Source organism: Glycomyces sp. NPDC021274 (genome assembly GCF_040641195.1).
Lineage (GTDB): Bacteria > Actinomycetota > Actinomycetes > Mycobacteriales > Micromonosporaceae > Glycomyces.
In genome coordinates, this window is the sequence record NZ_JBFADC010000001.1 from 380,347 (window position 1) to 398,473 (window position 18,127).

Genomic DNA, 18,127 nt, shown 5'->3' on the forward strand with positions numbered 1-18,127 from the left:
CGGATTCACAACTTCGCAATCAAGACAAAAGCGATGCGTCGCCGTTGACGACCCGCGAGAAGCTCTTGCGCGCCGCACGCGACGTGTTCGCCGAGCACGGGCTGGCCCACACCCGCATCTCCGACATCGCCGCGCGCTCCGGCGTCAACCGCGAGCGGGTGTACGGGTACTTCGGCAGCAAGGAGGGGCTGTTCGACGCCGTCATCAACGACGCGCTCGACGAACTGGCCGAGGCCGTGCCCCTCACCCCCGGCGAGGACCTCGTCGGGTACGTGGACCGGGTGCACGAGTTCCACCGCCTCCACCCGCAGCTGCTCCGCCTGCTCCTGTGGGAGGCGCTGCACTACCGGTCCGAGCCGCTGCCCGGCGAGGAGGAGCGGAAGGTCCGGTACCGGGAGAAGGTGAGCGCGCTCGAGCAATCACTCGGGGCGGCCGAAGGCCGCCTCCAGGCCGCCCCGACCCTGTTCATCCTCATCGGCCTCGCGGCCTGGCCGAGCGTCGTGCCGCAACTCGCACGCCTCATCACGGGCACCGACACGAGCGAGAACCCCGAGCTCATGCGCGAACACGTCCTCTCGTTCGCACGCGCGGCGCTGCAGCCGGAAGAGCGAGCAGCGCAAGCGAAGGACTGAGAGACACGCGCCCGGCGCACGAAGTTATCCACAGGCCGTCGCCTACGAGCCACGGCAAGTTATCCACAGGCGAAAACTTTCCGTTGCCACTCGACTACAACACATGTCAGCCTTGATCTAAAAAGCCATCCGGCTCCTGCGGGATGGCGGCGACAGAGGGAATTCGCGAACGTCGCCATACCGAGGCCGCGCGCGGGAAGCCACCCGCGCGCGGTCCCCGCAGGAGCCGCCTCCTCCACGGAGACGCGGGCGGCCGGGCCTGGGCCCGGCCGCCCGCACGAACAGGAACAGGGCGCTGTAGCTCACGCAGCCACAGCTCAGAACCGAGCAAACGGGACCTTGCAACTCGCAAAGTCCCGCAATCCGAAGCCGAGGAGCGGTACCCGCACCTTATTCAAGATTCAAGCTGGACTCGCAATCTGCCCCGCACTTAGGCCAGGAGCTCGTTCATCGTGCCGTAGCCGATGCCGTCCACGATCGCGTCGTAGGAATCCTCTTCAAGGAAGCCCACCACCGCCTTGCGGGCCAATTCGTATGCGGCCGTGGCCAGCCCCGGGCCGAGGCTGATGCGGGACACCCCGAGGCGCTCGAGCTCGGACGGCGCGGGCGCGCCCGGGCCCGCCATCACGTTGAGCGGCAGCCGGATCGCCTGCACGAGCGCGGCGATCACGGTCGGGTCCGTAACGCCCGGCACGAAGATGCCGTCCGCCCCGGCCCGCGCGTACGCTTCCGCCCGGGCGATCGTCGCATCGAGACGCTCGGACTCCTCGCCGATGCCGGCCAGGTACATGTCGATGCGCGCGTTGATGAACAGGTCGGGCCCGGCGCCCTCGCGGGCAGCGCCCAGGCGCTCCACCTGGTCGGCGAGGTCGCGCAGCGACCCGGGCGACTCCGCGGTGGTGTCCTCGATGTTCACGCCGACCGCGCCCGCCTCGGCCACCGCCGTGAGCGTCACGGCAACCTCCTTCGGGGTTGCGCCGAAACCGGACTCGATGTCGGCGGTCACCGGCACGTCCACGACCCGCACGATCCTCGCGATCGCCTCCACGGCCGCGTCGCGGTCGAGCGCGTCGCCGTCGGGCCGGCCGAGACTCCACGCGATCCCGGCGCTCGTCGTGGCGATCGCGGGTGCACCCGCAGCGGCGATGACCGCGGCGCTGGCGGCGTCCCAGCAGTTCGGAAGGCGCAGGGCCGGAGTGGTGTGGAGCGAGCGGAAGCGGGCGGCGGTCTGATTCGTCATGCCCACAATGTAAGCCGCGATGTCGCTTCACGTCTGGCCACGAAGCGACATCACCGTCGTTGCGGGTGAGGCGCGACCGATAGCCTCGGAGCACCCTCGTCTACCGGGTCAGGCGCGCCCGACCGCCGAGACGAGGGCGTCAGCCAGCTCGGCGGGTTTGGTGATCTGGGGCCAGTGGCCGGTGGGCAGGTCGATGTAGGAGACGTCCTTGACCGCGGCGATCTCCCTCACGAACGGCACGCCCTGCTCGATCCACGCGAGCACCATGGCGCTGCCGAATTCGCAGCAGATGAGCGTGATCGGCACATCGAAACGGCGCTCGTCGCCGAGCACCTGCTTGTCGAAGGCGACGCCCTGCGGGGTCGGGATCGCCTTGGCGCGGAAGGCCTCGCGCAGTTCGTCGTCGAGGTCGACCAGGTCCTCGTCCTCGAATACATTCCAGTCGGGCAGCGGGATCTCGCCGTCCATGACCGGCAGCTCGTCGTTGATGACGCCGCCGGGGCCAAGGGGCGCCGAGTCCACGTAAACGACTCGCGCGATGCGATCGGGCCGGGCGTCGGCGACCGCGTGCGCGACCGCGCCGCCTCCTGAGTGGCCCACGAGCACGACCGGGCCCTCGATCGCGTCGACGGCGGCGACCACCGCGTCGATGTGGTCGCGAAGGCCGATGCCGCTGCGGTCGGCGTCGCGAGACTCCATGCCGGGCAAGGTGAGTGGGTGCGTGCGGTGTCCGACTTTCTCGAGCGCGGGCGTGATCTCGCTCCACGAGGAGGCGTCGAGCCAGAAACCGGGGATGAGGATGATGTCCATCGCCCGACCATAGCGGCCCCCACCGACAACTTTCCCAAGTTCGGGCGGCCACCGGCACTTCCCCGGGGCCGGATGGCGAGGCGCTGACCGGGAGGCGATCCTGGACCGGGAAGTGGTCCTGGCGCGGCCTTGTCGGAGCGGGGGATGAGCCGAGGCGGGGCGGATCGGGCAGCAGGTCTGAGCGGGCACGCGGCGGTGCGAACCGCAGGATGGATGTGGGCCGGGCGGAGAGCGAGCCGGGGCGGGATACAAGCCAGCGCGGTCGGCGGCCAGGGGCCGGCACTTTCCGGTCTACATGCCCGGCGCGCGCCTCCCGGCCGGACGTGATGCCGCCGACGCTGGCGATCGGGGTCCGACCACGGACCGGTGGCCGGACCGGGTCCATGCACGGGACCGTGGCCGGACCGGAGTCCGAGGACGGGCCCCTTGACGCGACCGGAGTTCAAGCGCGGGCTCTTGACCGGGTTCTCTCAGTCGGTTGCGCCCGGGCGCACCAGGCCGTGCTCGAAGGCGAAGACCGCCGCGTGGATGCGGTCGCGGAGCTCGAGCTTCGCGAGCACCCGCTGCACATGGGTCTTGACCGTGGCCTCGCTGACGGGCGCGTTCCGGGCGAACTCGCCGAGCAGGCGGCGGGTCACCGACGGCCCCAGCAGCGCGTCGCACATCCGCAGGCCGACGCGCCTCAGCTCGTCGTCATCGGCGATCACCACGCGGATCATGCGGGGCCACGCTCGGGGCGGCGTATGCGGCCGAGTACCCGTCGCGGGTCGAGCAGCTCGTGTTCACTTCGCCTGGGGCGCTGTGGGCGCCCGAGTGGGAGGGCCGGGAGAAACGCGACTTGTGGAACCTGCTCACGCCGGAGCAGTCGCGTGCGATGGCGGCGCTGGAATCCGAAGGCGGCGTTCGGCTTCTGACCTGGTCGCTGCTGATGGAGGAGAACCCGGCCGCGGCCCCGGGCGCTGGTGCCGGATGCGGAGATCGACGCGGTGTTCGCGCGGCTGCTGGCCATCGTGGGCCCGGCGGCGAACTGCGATCCCTATCAGCCGATGGCGATCCCGGAGTCGGTGCCGGGCTTCTACGCGAACCAGCTCATCGCGATGGACCAGGCGACGACGTCCGATCCCCGTCCGGCCCTCACGGGACTGGAGGTGCCGGTGCTGGTGCTGCGCGGGGAGTGCGATTACAAGCGTTGGGAGATCACGCGCGAGTACCGGGAGGTCTTCGGGGCCGACCTGGTGTACTTCCCGGACGCCGGGCACGCGATCGAGTTCGATCAGCCGGAGCTGTACGTGGACACGGTGGTCGGCTTCCTCACCGGGGCCGGGATGCCGCTCTATACCTGTGAGGCGGATCCGGCACTGTAGGACGGTGCCGGCGGCCGGGTGCGCATTGCGTGCCCGGCCGTGTCGTTGCCGGTCAGCTTGATGCGCGGAGGGTCATGACCGTGATGTCGGCGTCGGCGCCCACCCGGATCGGCGGGCCGTTCGTGCCGGCGCCGTTGGTGACGTACACCTGCGTGTCCCCGTGCCGCTCGAGGCCGCTGAGCTGGCCGCTGCGGATGAGCGAGGCGTAGTGGACGGGCCACATCTGCCCGCCGTGGGTGTGGCCGGAGAGCTGGAGGTCCACGCCGTAGTCGGCGATCCGGTCGACGGCGTTCGGCTGGTGGGCCAGCAGGATCACGGGGCGCGACGGGTCGCGGTCGCCAAGGGCCGCTTCGAAGTCCGGGCCGGTCTCGTCGGTGAGGTGGCGCTGCTCCACGATGAGGTCGTTGACGCCCGCGAGGTCGAAGCCGGGCAGTTCGACACGTGTGTTCGGCAGGCCGGTCATGCCGAGTTCCGCGACGCGGTCGTACCACTCGTCGGCCCCGACGTAGTGCTCGGCATTGCCGGCGACGAAGAAGGCGCCGTCGCGCGCTTGGAGGCCGGCGAGGGGGTCGGTGGCGTCGCGGACCTGGTCGGCCTCGTTGCCGGCGAGGTCGCCGACGAACGCGATGAGGTCGGCTTGCGCGCGGTTGATCTGGTCGACGACGCGCTGGCAGTAGCCGCGGCCGCGGATCGCCGAGAAGTGGGTGTCGCCGACGACGGCGATCCGGTAGCCGTCGAAGCGGGACGCGAGCCGCTCGAGGTTCACCGTGACCGGTTTGAGCGGCGGGGTCCGGTACCCCTCGTACAGGCCGTGGCCGACGGTGGCGACGGCCAGCGCCGAGGCGCTGAGTCCGATCGCCCGCGACATGACGCGTCGTCGTGGGTGGCCGGTGGCATGTGATGCATTACCGGCCTTGGTGGTTGCGGCTTCGCCGGTTGTGGGGGTGGCGTGTGACGTGCTACTGGTGTCGGCGTGGGGGTGCGCGTCGGACGCAGTTGGCTCGGGGGTCGCGGCTGCGATTTCACCGGCCTGGGTGGTGGTGTGTGATGTGCTATTGGTTTCGGCGTCGGGGTTGGCGTCGGACGCTGCCAGCAAGGGGGTCGCGGCTGCGATCTCGCCGGCCTCGGTGGTGGCGTGTGACGTATTACTGGTGCCTGTCTTGGCGACGCGTCCCGATGCCGTCGCTTTCGAGGTCGGGTCGATGGGCGGTAGTGCGGATCGCGGCCACAGCCGGAGTCTGACGAGGATCGAGCGGAGGTGGTGCCAGAAGCCGTCTGCGCGGTCGGCGGCGATCTCGGCCTCGGTCATGTCGCGGCGGGCGCGGCGGATGAGGGCGAACCGGAGCGCCTCCCCGACGACGAGCAGGCCGAAGAGGTAGAGGAAGAGGCCGAACCAGATCAGGCCGGGATATCCCGCGGCGGCTTGGACGGCCATCGGCGCGTCCGATGGCGTGAGGAACCGGGCGAGGAGCCCGAACAGTGCGAGGACGGCGAGGACGGCCGCGCCGATCGGGCGCCACCGCGAACCGGCCTCGGTGGTGTCGCGGCAGAGTCGCCACCACAGGTAGTAGTGCAGCGCGGCGAATCCCGCGGTGACTGCGAGGAGCCGGACGATGAACCAGGCGAACGCCATCAGCGGCCGACGACGGCGCCGCCGTTGGACTGGATGATCTGGGCCGTGACGTTCCCGGCCTCGGGCGCGGCGAGCCAGTGCGCGAGGGCGGCGATGTCGGCGGGGGTGCCGGCGTGCTTCGTATGGGTCAGGTCGATGTTCCTGGCGCGGCGCTGCGGGCTGATCCCTTCGCCGAAGAACTCGGTGTCCTGGATGTACCCGGGGGCGATCACGTTCGCGGTGATGCCCTTGGGGCCCAGTTCGACCGAGAGGTCGATCGCGTACGGGTGCAGGGCGGCCTTCGAGGCGGCGTAGCTGCCCGAACCGCTGCCGCGGTAGGCGGCGAGGGAGCTGAACAGGAGGATGCGGCCGTGGTCGGCGAGGAGCGGTTTGAGCCCTTCGACGAGGTGGACGGCGGTCATGACGTTGAGCCGCAGGTTCTCCGACCACAGCCAGGAGACGCCGGCGAGTCCCTCGGGTTTGCGTTCGGGTGCTTGGACGCCGATGTTGCCGCCCGCGTTGGCGACGATGACGTCCACAGTCGCCGAACGGTCGGCGACGTGCTTCGCCACGCGTTCGGCGCCTTCGACTTCGGTGAGATCGGCGGTCACGAAGGAGGCTCGGTCGCCGAGCTTTTCCGCGGCTTGGGCGAGTACTGCTTCGCGGCGTCCGGTGAGGATGACGTCGTCGCCGCCGGCGGCGAGTCGTTCGGCGATCGCGTAGCCGATGCCGGTGCCGCCGCCGCTGATGACTGCCGTGCGGGTCATGGGGTCTCCTCGACTCGGTGGGGTCCTGGGCGACCTTATCGTGGTTGCTTCGGCGGCGTCCACTCAACGCCAACACAGCGGGCCGATGCGTGTTCTGGCAGTTGAGGAGTCTTGTTGTACCGGCTGGGTGCGTGGGCTGAGAGCTTGTCTCAGCCCGCGAGCAGCAGGTGCCTGGGCATCTAAGCGCATTCGCGGGGCTGTGCCGGCGGCCCGGATGGCGTGGGGCTGATCGAGGAGGTCGGTGTTGTCCGAGCACCGGTCGACCGCCCCGCTCGGCGGTAGTGACCGCAGGCGTTCGTCGGTGATCGACTCGAACAGTGCCAGGGCGAACCGGTCGGCGCCGATGACGTCGAGCAAGCAGTCGAAGAAGCGGAGGCGAGTGGTGTCGATCGGCTCGGTCAGGCCGAGCGAGTGGTGTCGGCGCGTCGGCTCCTCGTAGGCGTCGCAGAGGCGGGCCTCGCGTTCGGCGGCACCGGTGGCGGTCACGGCGGCCCGCAAGGGCTCGGCGAGAGCGGCGGATCGGGGCGCCTGGCGGGTGACGAGCGCTTGGTTCATCGGCGGTGGAGACGGGAGCCTCGCTGACCACTTTTGTCGCCGGTCAGGGGCGGGCGATCTGCACGAGGTCGGGGGTCTGGCCTCTACGGGCGAGCAGGGCCCGTCCGGGTGGGAGTTGGCGGCTGGCGGTGCCGTTGATGAGGCGGCCTTCGAGGCGGTCGCCGGAGAAGAGGAGGCCGGGGCTGGACATGTCGCACAGCTGGCGCAGGAGCGGTTCGTAGACGGCGCGGCTGGCGCCGCCGGTGCGGCGGGCGAGGATGACGTGGAGGCCGAGGTCGGCGCCGTGGGCGGCGAGTTCGGTCAGCGGCGCGAGGGGGTTGCCGGCGGTGGTGACGACGAGGTCGTAGTCGTCGACGACGACGAAGACCTCGGGGCCGGTCCACCAGTCGCGGTCGCGCAGCTGCTGCGGGGTGACGTCGGGCCCGGGGAGGCGCTTCTTGAGGGCTTCGGCGAGTTCGGCGGCGTTCTGGGCGGCGTGGGCGGCCGTGTTGCAGTAGGTGATGAGGTGGTCCTCGGGGACTTCTTCGAGGTGGGAGCGGCGGTAGTCGACGAGGAAGATGCCCGCTTCGGTGCCGGGGCGGCGCACGATCTGGCGCATGATGGCGCGCAGGAGCGTGGTCTTGCCGGTCTGGGTGTCGCCGAATACGACGAGGTGCGGGTCGGCCGCGAAGTCGATCGCGGCCGGGCCGAGGTCGCTCTCGGCGACGCCGACGACGGGCGCGAGCGCGTACGGGTCGCCGGTGGGAGCCGCGGCGGTCGGGACGAGTTCGTGCAGGCCGACGTCGACCGGGAGGGCCTTGACGGCGGCGACGCCGGGTCCGGGCCACCGGCGGCGGGCTTCGCGGGCGAGGTCCGCGAACCCCTCGGCAAGGTCCTCTGTGGAGTCGCGGTCGTCGATGCGGGGCAGGGCGATGTGGCCGAAGCGCTTCGCTGCGGTGAGGACCCGGCCGGGGATCTCCTTGGGGAGGTCTTCGATGAGTTTGCGGTCGATGCCGGAGTCGAAGGCGTCGGCGAGGCGCAGTTCGATGCGGCCCGAGAAGGACGCGGCGAGGCGGGAGCGCACCTGCGTGGAGTTGACGGCGGTGAGGACGACATGGACGCCGAGCGCGGGGCCGCGGGAGGCGATCTCCATGAGCAGGTCGTTCGCGTCGTCGTTGGCTTCGGTGAGGCCGCCCCAGCCGTCGATGGCGAGGACAAGGTCGCCGGGGACGTCCACAGTGCCTTCGGCGGCGGCCCGGCGCAGTCCTGCGGCCGAGTCGATGCCGTTGCGGCGCATCAGGTTCTCGCGGGCGTCCAGGAGCGACCGGACTTCGGCGAGGGTGCGGGCGACGAGTTCGGGTTCGGCCCGGCCGGCGGTGACGGCGACGTGCGGGAGCGCGGTGAGGCCGCCGAGCGCGCCGCCGCCGTAGTCGATGACGTAGGCGGCCACGAGGTGCGGCGGGTAGCGGAGGGCGAGGCTCGCGACGAGGGTGCGCAGGAGCGTGGACTTGCCGGAGCCGGGTGCGCCGAGGACGACGAGGTTGGCGTCGGCGCCCGAGAGGTCCCATTGCAGCGGGCCCTGGCGCTGCTCGCGGGGGTGGTCGAGGAGGCCGAGGAAGGCGGTGACGGTGCCGTCGGGTGCGGCGGGGGCCGTGTCGACCCGGTTGAGCGGCAGCGCTTCAGGGAGGGGCGGGAGCCAGACGGGGCGGACGCGGTCGATGCCCTCGGTGTCGGCGGCGCTCGCGAGGGAGGCGACGAGGACGCGCAGCACGCTGTGCTCGGCGTCCGGCAGCTCCCCCGCGCCGCGCTCGGCCGCTTGGCCCGCAAGGGATTCGAGGATGTTGACGACGGGCGGCACGGGCCACGGCAGCACGGGCAACGTGTGCTCGGCCTCTTCGCGGGGCGGCGTGTACCGGCCGGAGACCATGGCGGCCTTGAACCTCGTGAAGATCGTGGTGTCGACTTTGAGGTAGCCGGAGCCGGGTTCGGGCGGCAGCCGGTAGGCGTCGGGGACGCCGATGGCCTCGCGGCTCTCGGCTTCGGAGAAGGTGCGCAGGCCGATCCGGTAGGACAGGTGGGATTCGAGCCCGCGCAGGTGCGCGGATTCGAGCCGCTGCGTGGCGAGCAGGAGGTGCACGCCGATGGAGCGCCCGATCCGGCCCACGGCCACGAACAGGTCCGAGAAGTCGGGCTTGGCGGTGAGCAGTTCGGAGAACTCGTCGATGATGACGAGCAGGTGCGGCAGCGGCTCGAGCTCGGGCCGCTGCTGGCGCACTTTGGCGTAGGCGTGGACGTTCGGGAGGTTTCCGGCGTCCTTGAGCAGCTGCTGGCGGCGGCTCATCTCCCCGTAGAGCGCCTCGGCGAAGCGTTCGACGAGACCGAGGTCGTCGGCGAGGTTGGTGATGGCCCCGGCGCTGTGCGGCAGGGCGTCGCAGTCGGCGAACGTCGCACCGCCCTTGAAGTCCACAGTGAGCAGTGCGAGCCGCTCGGGCGGGTGGCGCACCGCGAGCGCGGCGACGAGGGTGCGCAGGGCCTCGGACTTGCCGGAGCCGGTGGCGCCCACGATGAGGCCGTGCGGGCCCATGCCGCCGAGCGCGGACTCCTTGAGGTCGAGTTCGACGGGTCGGCCCTCGGCGTCGACGGCGAAGGGGACGCGCAGCAGCGCGGACTCCTCGCGCGGCGCCCACGTCCGCCGCCAGTCCACTTCGGCCGGATCGGCGACGCCGAGGATGTCCGCGAGGCCGTGCACGCCCGAGAGGGCGCGGGAGACGTCGTCGAGGGCGAGCCGCCACGGGCTCAGCGCCCGCGCGATGGCCGCGAGGTCGGCCGGGTCGAGCCGGTCGGGCCGGCCGGTGCTCGTGGTCTCGGTGATGCCGCCTTCAGTGCGCGCGATACGGGTGATCGTGATGCTCTCCGCGTCCACCTCAAGGCGCGCGGCCGTGTGCTCGGGTTCCTGGCGCTGCTCGGCCACGAGGGTCCACAGGTGCACGCCGAGCAGTTGCGGCGCTTCGAAGTCGTTCATCAGGCCCGGCAGGGAGACCTGGTGCTCGCCGTCGACGATGACGAGCAGGCGGCGCGAGCCGGGCCCGGGCGGGCCGCCGCGACGGCGGCGCAGCTCCGCGGCGCGGACCGCGAGGTCCTCGGCGAGGAGTTCGGCGAGCTCGGCCGTGGTCGGGCAGATGAGCGGGACGGGCGCGTCGCCGTCCCCGGCGTCCGCGAGGAGGTGCGGCAGCCACGCCAGCGCCGTCCACTCCGGAGCGACGCGGGGGTGGGCGACGACCGCCATCCGCAGGTCCTCGGGGGCGACGAGCACCGCCAGCTGGGCGAGCATCGCCTGCGCGGCGGCCCGGGTGCGGGCGTACTCGCCGACGATCGCGGTGTCGCCGACCTCGCCGAGGTCGAGGGTGAGCGGCTGGTCGGCGAGGCGCGCGTACTGCTCCACCAGCTCCTCCGCGCCCGACTGGCACACCGGGTCGTAGACGGTGAGCGGGTGCTGCTCGTCGATCTTCAAGGACAGGGCGCGGCTCAGCGGCACCGCCGCGAGTCCGCATCGGACGGTGAGCAGGTCCTTGTCGGTGCCGCGGCGCTCCCACCACCGGTTCGGGTCGCACGCGAGCCCGAGCAGCAGGCCCGGGTGCGGGTGGCGGCGGGCCGCGCGGTCGCGCTGGGCCTTCACCGCCTCCCTGATGGTGTGCCGGGCGTCCTCGAGGTAGTCGAGGTACCGTTCGCGCTCCTGCCGGAGCTTGCGCCTGGGCCCCGAGCGCATCGCGGCGAACAGGACGACGCCCATCACGACGCTCGCGACGAGCATGAGCAGGCCCGCTGTCGCGTAGAGGGGCCGCTCGAGGTTCGACAGGACCATGATCATCGCGCCCGAACCGGACATGAGCGGCATCATCAGCATCGGCGCGCCCATCGCCGCCGACGGCGGATCGCCGAGGGCCGGAGGCGAAGCGAGCGCGATCGGCTCGGTGGAGACCTCGGGTGCGGGGCGCCGCGCGGGGCGGCGGACGACGTCGGTGCCCATGTCAGACCCCGGCGACCATCGCGTACAGGCCCGCCAGGTGCCCGGCCAGGACGATCATGCCCGCCACCAGGATCGTCTCCGCGACCGCCACGACCCGCCGCCACCACGCCGCCGACACCGCCGATCGCGACACCGACGCCACGGACACGTACGCGAGCCCGGCCAGCACCGCCAGCGCCGGCAGCCAGGCGAGCAGCGGCTCGGACTGGCCGGTCCACCGCCAGGCGGCCCAGGCGAGGGCGGCCATGCCGGCGAGGCGCAGCGGGGCGACGTGCCGGACGAGGTCGAAGATCCGCGAGCGGGTCAGCAGGGCGAGGACGGCGCCGGTGCCCATGAGCGCGGTCCACGTGTCCGCTTGGGCGGCAAGGAGGACGGCGGCCCCTGCGGTGGTGGCGGCGATGCCGCAGACCGCGCCGGTGAGGCGGGCGTCGGTGGCTTCGAGGCGGCGTGCGAGGTGCACGTCGGTGGTGGGGTCGCCGGCGCGGACGTCGCGGTCGAGGGCGAAGAGTCCGGCGGAGGCCATGGCGAGGCGGGGCGCGAGGGCGAGCGCGAAGAGTCCGATGAGGATGATGAGGGTCTGGGCGCGGACGGCGTCGAGTCCCATGTGGGCCCAAAGTGCCCAGGCCGTGGCGGTCAGGGCGAGTGCGGCGGCGAGGGCGACGGCGTAGGCGGTGGCGAGGCGGGCGCCGGCGCGGGCGGCGACGATGAGGAGGAGTGCGGCGATCCCGGCGCCGAGGAGGCGGGTGGCGGGGTGGGCGGCGCCGTCGGGGGCGAGGACGTCGACGGCGGTGTGGCCGACGCGGCCGGCCCAGAGGACGCCGCCGGTGAGCGCGAGGTGGGTCATGAGGTCGTGCTGGCGGGCCGACCACCAGGCCATGAGCACGGCGAGGAGGCAGACGAGGCCGCCGGTGAGGAGGACCGCGGTGTCGGCGCCGGGGCTGAACGCGGCGGCGGCGACGAGGAGGCCGGCGGTGCCGATGGCGAGGAGGCGGCCGGTGCCGGGTTCCCAGCGGGCGCCGGCGGCGTCCACGGCGTCCTCGACGGCGTCGCGCACGTCTTCGACGGTGTCGGGGAGTGCGGCGGCGGTGGCGTCGTGGAGGAGGAGCATGCCGCCGTCGGGCACCGCCCGTGCGGCGAGGGTGTCGGCGGGTGCGAACGTCGTGCCGTCGATGGTGGACAGTGCCCAGCCGGTGCCGTCCTCGTCGGGTTCCTCGGGTCCGGTGTGCCGCAGGAGTTCCGGGAGGAGTTCGGCGACGGGGAGGTCGTCGGGGAGCGCGAGGTCGCGGGTGGCGCGGGGGCCGACGACGGTAACGGTGCTGTATCGACCGGGCAAGGGGAGCCTTTTCGGTGGGGCTAGGGGGTGTGGAGGAGGGCGGCGGCGGGCGGGGCGTGCAGGGCGTTGCGTTCGGCCTCTGCTTCGGCGTCGCGCTGGCGCTGCTGTTCGAAGGCGTTGGCGACGGCGAATGCGGCGACTACGAGGGCCACGCAGATCGCGCCGATGAGGGCGGCGGGCCACAGCGGCTGGCGCTGGCGCCAGCTCCGCGCGGAGCCGTAGAGGACGGCGGCGCGGAGCTGGCGGCGGCGCAGGGCGGCGGCCTGGAGCACGTAGCGTTCGCTCTGGCCGGTGCGCCGCATGGCCATCGGGGCGAGGTCGGTGCCGGCGCCCGGGTTGGTGCCGGCGGGGGTCTCGGTGGTCGCCGAGGTCACCCGCCCCACCGGGAGTTGATGCGGGTCATGGTGCCCGACCAGTTGGTGGCGGAGTCGTCGGTGGCGGTGGCGAGCTTGTTGAAGGCCGCCTGGATCTCGGCGAACTCGCCTTCGGCGGTGGTGTTGAAGGTGCCGAAGCCGTCGGTGCCCGCGCCGACCCACTGGCCTTGGACGGTGCTGACGTGGCTCTTGATCTCGCCGAGGATGGCTTCGAAGCGGCCGCGGTAGGTGTGCTGGACGCCGGCGAGGTCCTGCAGGTTGCCGACGTTGCCGTACAGCTCGAATCCTGAACCAGGCATAGTGGAGGGTCCCTTCTAGATCTGGATCGTGATCGGCTTGATGCCGGGCAGGTTGCCTTCGGCGCCGGTGTAGCCGCCGACGTTCTGGTCGTCGGTGGTGAAGCCGTCGTCGCTGGTCGCGCCCTGTGCGAGGCCGCTGATGCCGTACTTGGCGGCCATGTCGTTGTACGAGGTGATGAACGCGGCCTTGGCCCGCTGGAAGGCGGCGAGCGACTCGCCCTGCTGGGCGTCGACGTCGGCCTCCATCTCGTTGATGAGCGCTTGGAGGTCGCCGGTGAGGCTCTCGACGGAGATGCCGTGGTTGTTGGCGCTGGTGGTGAGGGCGTTGGCGGTGGTGAGCCCGAATTCCGTGCCGATTCCGGCCATGGGGGTGCCTCCTAAGGAGCTGTGGACGGCCCGTGCGGGGGATCGTATCGGTTCTTGTTGACACGGCGGTGAAGTCGAAGTGAAGGCCTGGAATCACCACTCCGGACACTCGCGGGGACTTCCCGCCACACCCGTATCTGGCGTCACTTTCGTTGGGGTGCAAGGAGAACAGTTCACCTGATGTTCCTTCAATCCTCATTGGCGCTCGGTACGCTGTCCGCACCAAGCGTCCGCACCCCCCTGGAGGACCCATGGATCGCATCGGCATGAACCCGAACGAGGCCAATGCCAAAGGCGGCCAGACCATCGCCTCGGCCGAGTCGTTCGGCGCACTGCAGGGCGAGCTGCTGAGCATCGTCGACAAGTGCGTGACCGCCGCCGGGGAGCCCGAGGTCGCCACCGGCTACGACGAGTTCGGCGCGACCTGGTCGACCGACCTCGCCAAGACCGCCGAGCACGGCCGGAGCGTCGGCACCACCACCCACCTGACCGTGGGCGACAGCGTGGGCACCGACGCCGCCAACGCCGGGCTGCAGAGCGTCCCGGCGCCCGCGCCCAGCGCGCCCGGCATCAACCTGGTCTGAATCCGCGCGAAGGAGCACCCCCATGCCGAGCATTCCCACCGCGGCCAGCCTCAACGTCCCCGAGTCCAAAGCGGACGTCGGGTCCCTGCGCGAAGGCGCGACCGAGCTCGAGGCCAAGTCCGGCGCCATCATCGGCCTCGGCGGCGAGGTCATGACCCGCATGAACACCACCGCCGTCGAGTTCACCGAACTCGTCTCCGAGCAGCTCAAAACCCGCGGCACCGAGTCGATCGAAGCGGCCCGCACCGCCATGCAGGGCTCCCTGTGGGGCAGTGCCGTCACCGCGAAGTGGGCCGAGGCCGCCGACACGTACCAGCAGCTCGCCGCGAACTACACGACCATGTGGAACGAGGCGGTGAGCAGCGGCTTCGGCGTCACCGCCGCGTCAGCCGGGGTCACCGGCGGCATGCCGAGCGACGTCGCCGCCAAGGTCATGGACAACGCCATGGCCGACGCCGGCGCCGAACGGCTCGCCGCCATGCAGGGCATCGTCAACGCCGCGTACGAGAAGTACAAGGACGAGGCCAAGACCGCCGGGACCCGGCTCCAGCAGGGCCCGACCCCCGCGAACCTCAAGGCCCTCGCCGCCGGAGGCGGCACCACCTGGGCCCTGTTCAACGCCTTCGGCGCGGCCGCCGGCGTCCCGCCCCTCACCGGCCAGGCCGGCGAGGACTTCGCCGCATGGCTGCGCGACTTCATCAACGAGGACGAAGCGCTCCCCGGCGACAAGCGCAAGATGCTCGAAGCGATCCTCGCGCTCGCCGCCGAGGCGCAGGCCAAGCAGCAGAACGGCGGGACGCTCAAAGCCGACGAGCTCGACTTCCTCGAGCAGTTCTTCAAGGGCATGGACCAGCCGTGGACCGAGCAGAACCCCGTCCAGACCGGCGTCCTGTACCTCATCCCGGACATCCTGGAAGGCTCCAAGACCCCTGCGGCCGACCAGCAGCTCATCCTCGCCGCCATGGGCGGCGGCATGCTCGCCCTCTCCGACCCGCGCGTCGGCGGCGGCGGGACCCGCATGCCCGACAGCATGAAGACCCTTGTGGACCACTTCTTCGGCAAGGGCGGGAAGCCCCCGTACTCCCGCGAGACCGCCGCCGAGCTGACCGGCCTCGGCAAGTTCTTCGGCGCAATGCAGGGCCGCGGCCTCGACGACCTCGAAGGCGGCAAGGAGTACTCGGCGGCGCTGACCCTCGCCGTCGCCGACGCACAGTCCTCGTTCCGCCTCGGCGCCGAAGACGAACTCATCGACATCCTCGGCGTGAGCACCCGCAACCGCGACGCCAACGCCGCCTTGCTCACCGGCGCCCTCCAGCACCCCGACCACGGCAAGGACAGCCCCGAGCACGTCCTCCGCGGCATCTTCGGTCCCCAGTGGAAGGACGACGGGGCCGCCGCGTCCGGCCTCATCGACTGGATCGGCGACGACGCCGGATCCAACGACAAGGCCGAGCGCGACCGCGCCGCCGCATCCGCGTACGCCCTCTTCACGGAGATGACCGACCGCAAGGCCTCAGGCGACTGGAACGAATCCGCCTACGACTTCTTCTCCGACTCCTACGGCAGGATCGGCAACTTCGAGAACGCCCCCATCGGGCAGGGCAACCCCGCGATCGCCATGTCCATGGGCAAGGCCGCCGCCGGATACCTCGACTACTTCAGCGCCGCCAACAACGGCGGCGACAGCACGCCGAGCTTCGGCAACCCCGCCTCGCAGATGTACCTGTCGATGGACACCCGCCGCGACTTCGTCGAACTCGTCATGGGCAGCGGCGCCGCCGGCGAGGAGTTCGGCAAGGCCGCCTACAAGCACGTCCTCGCCGAAGCCGCCTACGCCGACCAGTGGCCGGACCCCGAGGCCGCCAAGAGCCAGGCCGCGGAGTCGGGCATGCTCATGGGCCTGCTCGACCACGGCTTCAACCAGGTCTTCACCGAAGCCCAGGTCGACGCCGACCGCGCCACCGCCCTCGCCACCGAACACGCCAACTGGTCCCGCGCCGGAGCCGCCGCCGCCAAGGAGCTCATCCTCGAACTCCCCGGCGTCAAATCCCTCGGCACCCTCGCCAACCAGGCGATCCGGCAGATCACCGAGAGCTTCAAGTGGACGCCGGGCGTCGCCCAGGCCAACGACTTCATCTGGGACAAGGGCGTCATGCCCGAACCCGAGGACTTCGACCAGACCTGGGACCGCAGCAAGGAGGAGTACGACCTCGCGGTCAACCACGCCGTCATGCAGCAGCTCGTCAAAGACCCCAAGTCCGGCATCACCATCGCCGACATCGAGGCCGTCGACCCGCGGCTCGTCGAGAACGGGAAGCTCCGCCCCGCGGAAGACCTCCTCGCCGCCAACGAACCCCCCGTCAAGGGCAGCGTCGCCAAGAACCTCGACCACCGCCTCGCGACCGAGGAGCTCCACCGCCTCTTCAAGGACAAGCTCAGCGACAAGCTCGACATGTACCTGCGGGAATTCAACGCCCAACGCAAAGACCAGTGACCCCGGGGCGGGCCGCTGCCCGCCCCTACCCCTCCCCTGAGGAATCGAACCCTGTGACGCAGACCGATCCGCGCAGCAAGCCCGCCGACCACCCCGGCCGGCGCGACCTGCCCGACCGCCTCCAGCACGGCCTCGAAGGACTCCGCGACCGGATCGGCGCCAACAGGGCCGTCGCCGCGACGGCCGCCGTCGTCGCGGTCGTCCTCCTCATCGCGATCGTCGCAGCCGTCATCGCCTCCGGCGGTGAGGCCGAAACACCCGCCGCGGCCGAGTCCTCCTCTGCTGCAACGGAAGGCGACCCGGCGCCGACCCTCCCGGCGGACGGCGCGTACCTCGCCCGCCAGGAGGCCACGGGACTGTGCATCACCAACGGCCCCGAACCGGGCAACCCCGAGCGCAGCGTCATGGTCCTCGGCGACTGCACCGCGACCTACCCGGCGAGCCTCGCGTTCGCCCCCGAGGGCGGCGGCGTGTACACCGTCGGCCTCGACTTCACCGCGGACGACTGGCAGGCCTGCTGGGGCGTCGACGAACCCGCCGACCAGGCCGGCTACCTCACCGCCGGGTACGACTGCGCCGACGCCGACCTCCAGCGGTTCCAGCTCACCGGAGCGGGCGCCGACTCCTACACCATCGCCGTCGTCGCCTCCGGCCTCTGCATGGGGCTCTTGGAGGACGCGGCCGCCGAAGCGGGCGCGGCCCTCGCGACCGCCCCGTGCGACCCGGACGACCACACCCAGCGGTTCGCACTGCTGGTCCCCTGAACCGAATCCCTCATCCCTCCATAAAGGAATCTCTCGTGGCACCACGTGATCCACGCGTCCCCCGGCACTCGGCCGGCACCGACCTGCCCGCACGACTCCACGAGGCCTGGGAGCAGGCCCGGGCACGCCTGGGCACCGGCCGGGCCATGGCCGGCGTCGCCGCCGTCGTCGCCCTCGTCCTGGCGATCGCCGTCGTCGCCGCGGTCATGGCCGCCGGCGGCGCGGACGACCCCGGGCCCGCCGCGGCCACCGAACCGGCGACCTCCGTCGCCGCGACCCCGGCCCCGTCCGCCTCACCCGCCTTGAGCCCCAGCCCCTCCGAGTCGCCTACGACCGCTGCGTCCGAAGAGGACGAAGCGGAGCCGCCGCAGGACACCGCCGAGCAGGAGACCGAGGCCGCCCCGCCCGCGCCGAGCTACCCCGCCGACGGCTGGTACCAGGTGCAGCAGGAGGCCAGCGGCCTGTGCCTGAGCACCGGGCCCGAACCGGGCAACGAGGGCCGCACGGTCGTCGTGCTCGCCGACTGCGGCGCGGCGAACCCGTCCACGATCCAGGTCGTCGCCTGGGACGAGGGCGTGTACGTCTTCAACCTGCACTTCCCGGACTGGAGCGCCTGCATGGGCTCCGACGCCCCGGCCGACCAGGAGGGGTACCTCATGGCCGCCTACGGGTGCGAGTTCACCGAGCACCAGTTCTGGGAGCTCGAACCGCAGGGCGGCGGGGTCTACACGATCGCCACCAGCGCCTCGGGCCTGTGCGTGGGCATCCTCGAAGGCCGCTCCTCCAGCTCGGGCGAGCCGACCGCCACCGACTCCTGCGACGCGGGGGACGCGACGCAGCGCTTCACGCTCTCCTGAACCGCCCTCAGAAAGCCTTGCGAGGCGCGCGTCCGCCGACCGGCGACCCCATCAACCGATCGGTTGATCG

The 18,127-nt window shown here is 71.7% G+C and carries 16 protein-coding genes and 1 pseudogene; 6 read left to right on the forward strand and 11 right to left on the reverse strand.

Annotated elements, in window-relative coordinates; translation table 11 throughout:
- Positions 1-44 precede the first annotated feature (44 nt).
- Entirely contained in the window at positions 45-632 is a 588-nt protein-coding gene (locus tag AB0I03_RS01630) for a TetR/AcrR family transcriptional regulator (protein ID WP_360404678.1), read from the forward strand.
- A 430-nt stretch (positions 633-1,062) separates the two neighbouring features.
- Here the strand turns inward: AB0I03_RS01630 and AB0I03_RS01635 are convergent, their stop codons facing one another.
- The 3 genes and pseudogenes from AB0I03_RS01635 to AB0I03_RS01645 form a co-directional block, all read right to left on the reverse strand.
- A complete protein-coding gene (locus AB0I03_RS01635) occupies positions 1,063-1,872 on the reverse strand; it encodes an isocitrate lyase/phosphoenolpyruvate mutase family protein (protein ID WP_360404681.1) in 810 nt (269 codons plus the stop codon).
- A gap of 108 nt (positions 1,873-1,980) precedes the next feature.
- Positions 1,981-2,682, reverse strand: coding sequence for an alpha/beta hydrolase (locus tag AB0I03_RS01640; protein WP_360404684.1), 702 nt, complete (start codon positions 2,680-2,682; stop codon positions 1,981-1,983).
- Between the two features lie 470 nt (positions 2,683-3,152).
- Positions 3,153-3,341: pseudogene (locus AB0I03_RS01645) on the reverse strand (LuxR C-terminal-related transcriptional regulator); the annotation flags it as partial.
- A gap of 303 nt (positions 3,342-3,644) precedes the next feature.
- Between AB0I03_RS01645 and AB0I03_RS01650 the strand changes: the two are divergent.
- Entirely contained in the window at positions 3,645-4,046 is a 402-nt protein-coding gene (locus AB0I03_RS01650; protein WP_360404687.1) for an alpha/beta hydrolase, read from the forward strand.
- Positions 4,047-4,098: 52 nt separating this feature from the next.
- Here AB0I03_RS01650 and AB0I03_RS01655 read toward each other — a convergent pair whose 3' ends face one another.
- From AB0I03_RS01655 to AB0I03_RS01690, 8 genes are all read right to left on the reverse strand, one after another.
- Positions 4,099-5,679: a metallophosphoesterase gene (locus AB0I03_RS01655; protein WP_360404690.1), complete on the reverse strand. Its 1,581-nt coding sequence runs from the start codon at positions 5,677-5,679 to the stop codon at positions 4,099-4,101.
- Complete coding sequence (locus AB0I03_RS01660) at positions 5,679-6,425, reverse strand: SDR family oxidoreductase (RefSeq protein ID WP_360404693.1); 747 nt, start codon at positions 6,423-6,425, stop codon at positions 5,679-5,681. Before AB0I03_RS01660 ends, AB0I03_RS01655 begins: the two co-directional genes overlap by 1 nt.
- Before the next feature lie 63 nt (positions 6,426-6,488).
- Positions 6,489-6,980: a hypothetical protein gene (locus tag AB0I03_RS01665; RefSeq protein WP_360404696.1), complete on the reverse strand. Its 492-nt coding sequence runs from the start codon at positions 6,978-6,980 to the stop codon at positions 6,489-6,491.
- A 43-nt stretch (positions 6,981-7,023) separates the two neighbouring features.
- Positions 7,024-10,986, reverse strand: coding sequence for a type VII secretion protein EccCa (gene eccCa / locus AB0I03_RS01670; RefSeq protein WP_360404699.1), 3,963 nt, complete (start codon positions 10,984-10,986; stop codon positions 7,024-7,026).
- Between the two features lies 1 nt (position 10,987).
- On the reverse strand, positions 10,988-12,319 hold the full coding sequence (eccD, locus tag AB0I03_RS01675; RefSeq protein WP_360404702.1) for a type VII secretion integral membrane protein EccD: 1,332 nt from the start codon (positions 12,317-12,319) through the stop codon (positions 10,988-10,990).
- Between the two features lie 20 nt (positions 12,320-12,339).
- Positions 12,340-12,693 carry a hypothetical protein gene (locus AB0I03_RS01680; RefSeq protein WP_360404705.1) on the reverse strand — a complete coding sequence of 118 codons (354 nt, stop codon included), beginning with the start codon at positions 12,691-12,693 and terminating at the stop codon, positions 12,340-12,342.
- Entirely contained in the window at positions 12,690-12,992 is a 303-nt protein-coding gene (locus AB0I03_RS01685; protein WP_360404708.1) for a WXG100 family type VII secretion target, read from the reverse strand. The genes AB0I03_RS01680 and AB0I03_RS01685 overlap by 4 nt, the downstream gene beginning before the upstream one ends.
- A 15-nt stretch (positions 12,993-13,007) precedes the next feature.
- Complete coding sequence (locus AB0I03_RS01690; RefSeq protein ID WP_360404711.1) at positions 13,008-13,358, reverse strand: hypothetical protein; 351 nt, start codon at positions 13,356-13,358, stop codon at positions 13,008-13,010.
- A 251-nt stretch (positions 13,359-13,609) separates the two neighbouring features.
- Between AB0I03_RS01690 and AB0I03_RS01695 the strand changes: the two genes are divergently transcribed.
- The 4 genes from AB0I03_RS01695 to AB0I03_RS01710 are packed head-to-tail and all read left to right on the forward strand — an operon-like array spanning position 13,610 to position 18,057.
- Positions 13,610-13,942 carry a hypothetical protein gene (locus AB0I03_RS01695; protein WP_360404714.1) on the forward strand — a complete coding sequence of 111 codons (333 nt, stop codon included), beginning with the start codon at positions 13,610-13,612 and terminating at the stop codon, positions 13,940-13,942.
- Between the two features lie 22 nt (positions 13,943-13,964).
- Entirely contained in the window at positions 13,965-16,436 is a 2,472-nt protein-coding gene (locus AB0I03_RS01700; protein WP_360404717.1) for a hypothetical protein, read from the forward strand.
- 53 nt (positions 16,437-16,489) lie between these two features.
- Entirely contained in the window at positions 16,490-17,200 is a 711-nt protein-coding gene (locus tag AB0I03_RS01705) for a hypothetical protein (protein ID WP_360404720.1), read from the forward strand.
- A gap of 35 nt (positions 17,201-17,235) precedes the next feature.
- Entirely contained in the window at positions 17,236-18,057 is an 822-nt protein-coding gene (locus tag AB0I03_RS01710) for a ricin-type beta-trefoil lectin domain protein (protein WP_360404723.1), read from the forward strand.
- Positions 18,058-18,127 lie beyond the last annotated feature (70 nt).

Bases quoted from the DNA above. Each gene is read 5' to 3' on its own strand.
- AB0I03_RS01635 (WP_360404681.1), bottom strand. From the start codon at position 1,872: ATGACGAATCAGACCGCCGCCCGCTTCCGCTCGCTCCACACCACTCCG.
- AB0I03_RS01640 (WP_360404684.1), bottom strand. From the start codon at position 2,682: ATGGACATCATCCTCATCCCCGGTTTCTGGCTCGACGCCTCCTCGTGG.
- AB0I03_RS01655 (WP_360404690.1), bottom strand. From the start codon at position 5,679: ATGGCGTTCGCCTGGTTCATCGTCCGGCTCCTCGCAGTCACCGCGGGA.
- AB0I03_RS01660 (WP_360404693.1), bottom strand. From the start codon at position 6,425: ATGACCCGCACGGCAGTCATCAGCGGCGGCGGCACCGGCATCGGCTAC.
- AB0I03_RS01665 (WP_360404696.1), bottom strand. From the start codon at position 6,980: ATGAACCAAGCGCTCGTCACCCGCCAGGCGCCCCGATCCGCCGCTCTC.
- eccCa (WP_360404699.1), bottom strand. From the start codon at position 10,986: ATGGGCACCGACGTCGTCCGCCGCCCCGCGCGGCGCCCCGCACCCGAG.
- AB0I03_RS01685 (WP_360404708.1), bottom strand. From the start codon at position 12,992: ATGCCTGGTTCAGGATTCGAGCTGTACGGCAACGTCGGCAACCTGCAG.
- AB0I03_RS01690 (WP_360404711.1), bottom strand. From the start codon at position 13,358: ATGGCCGGAATCGGCACGGAATTCGGGCTCACCACCGCCAACGCCCTC.
- AB0I03_RS01695 (WP_360404714.1), top strand. From the start codon at position 13,610: ATGGATCGCATCGGCATGAACCCGAACGAGGCCAATGCCAAAGGCGGC.
- AB0I03_RS01700 (WP_360404717.1), top strand. From the start codon at position 13,965: ATGCCGAGCATTCCCACCGCGGCCAGCCTCAACGTCCCCGAGTCCAAA.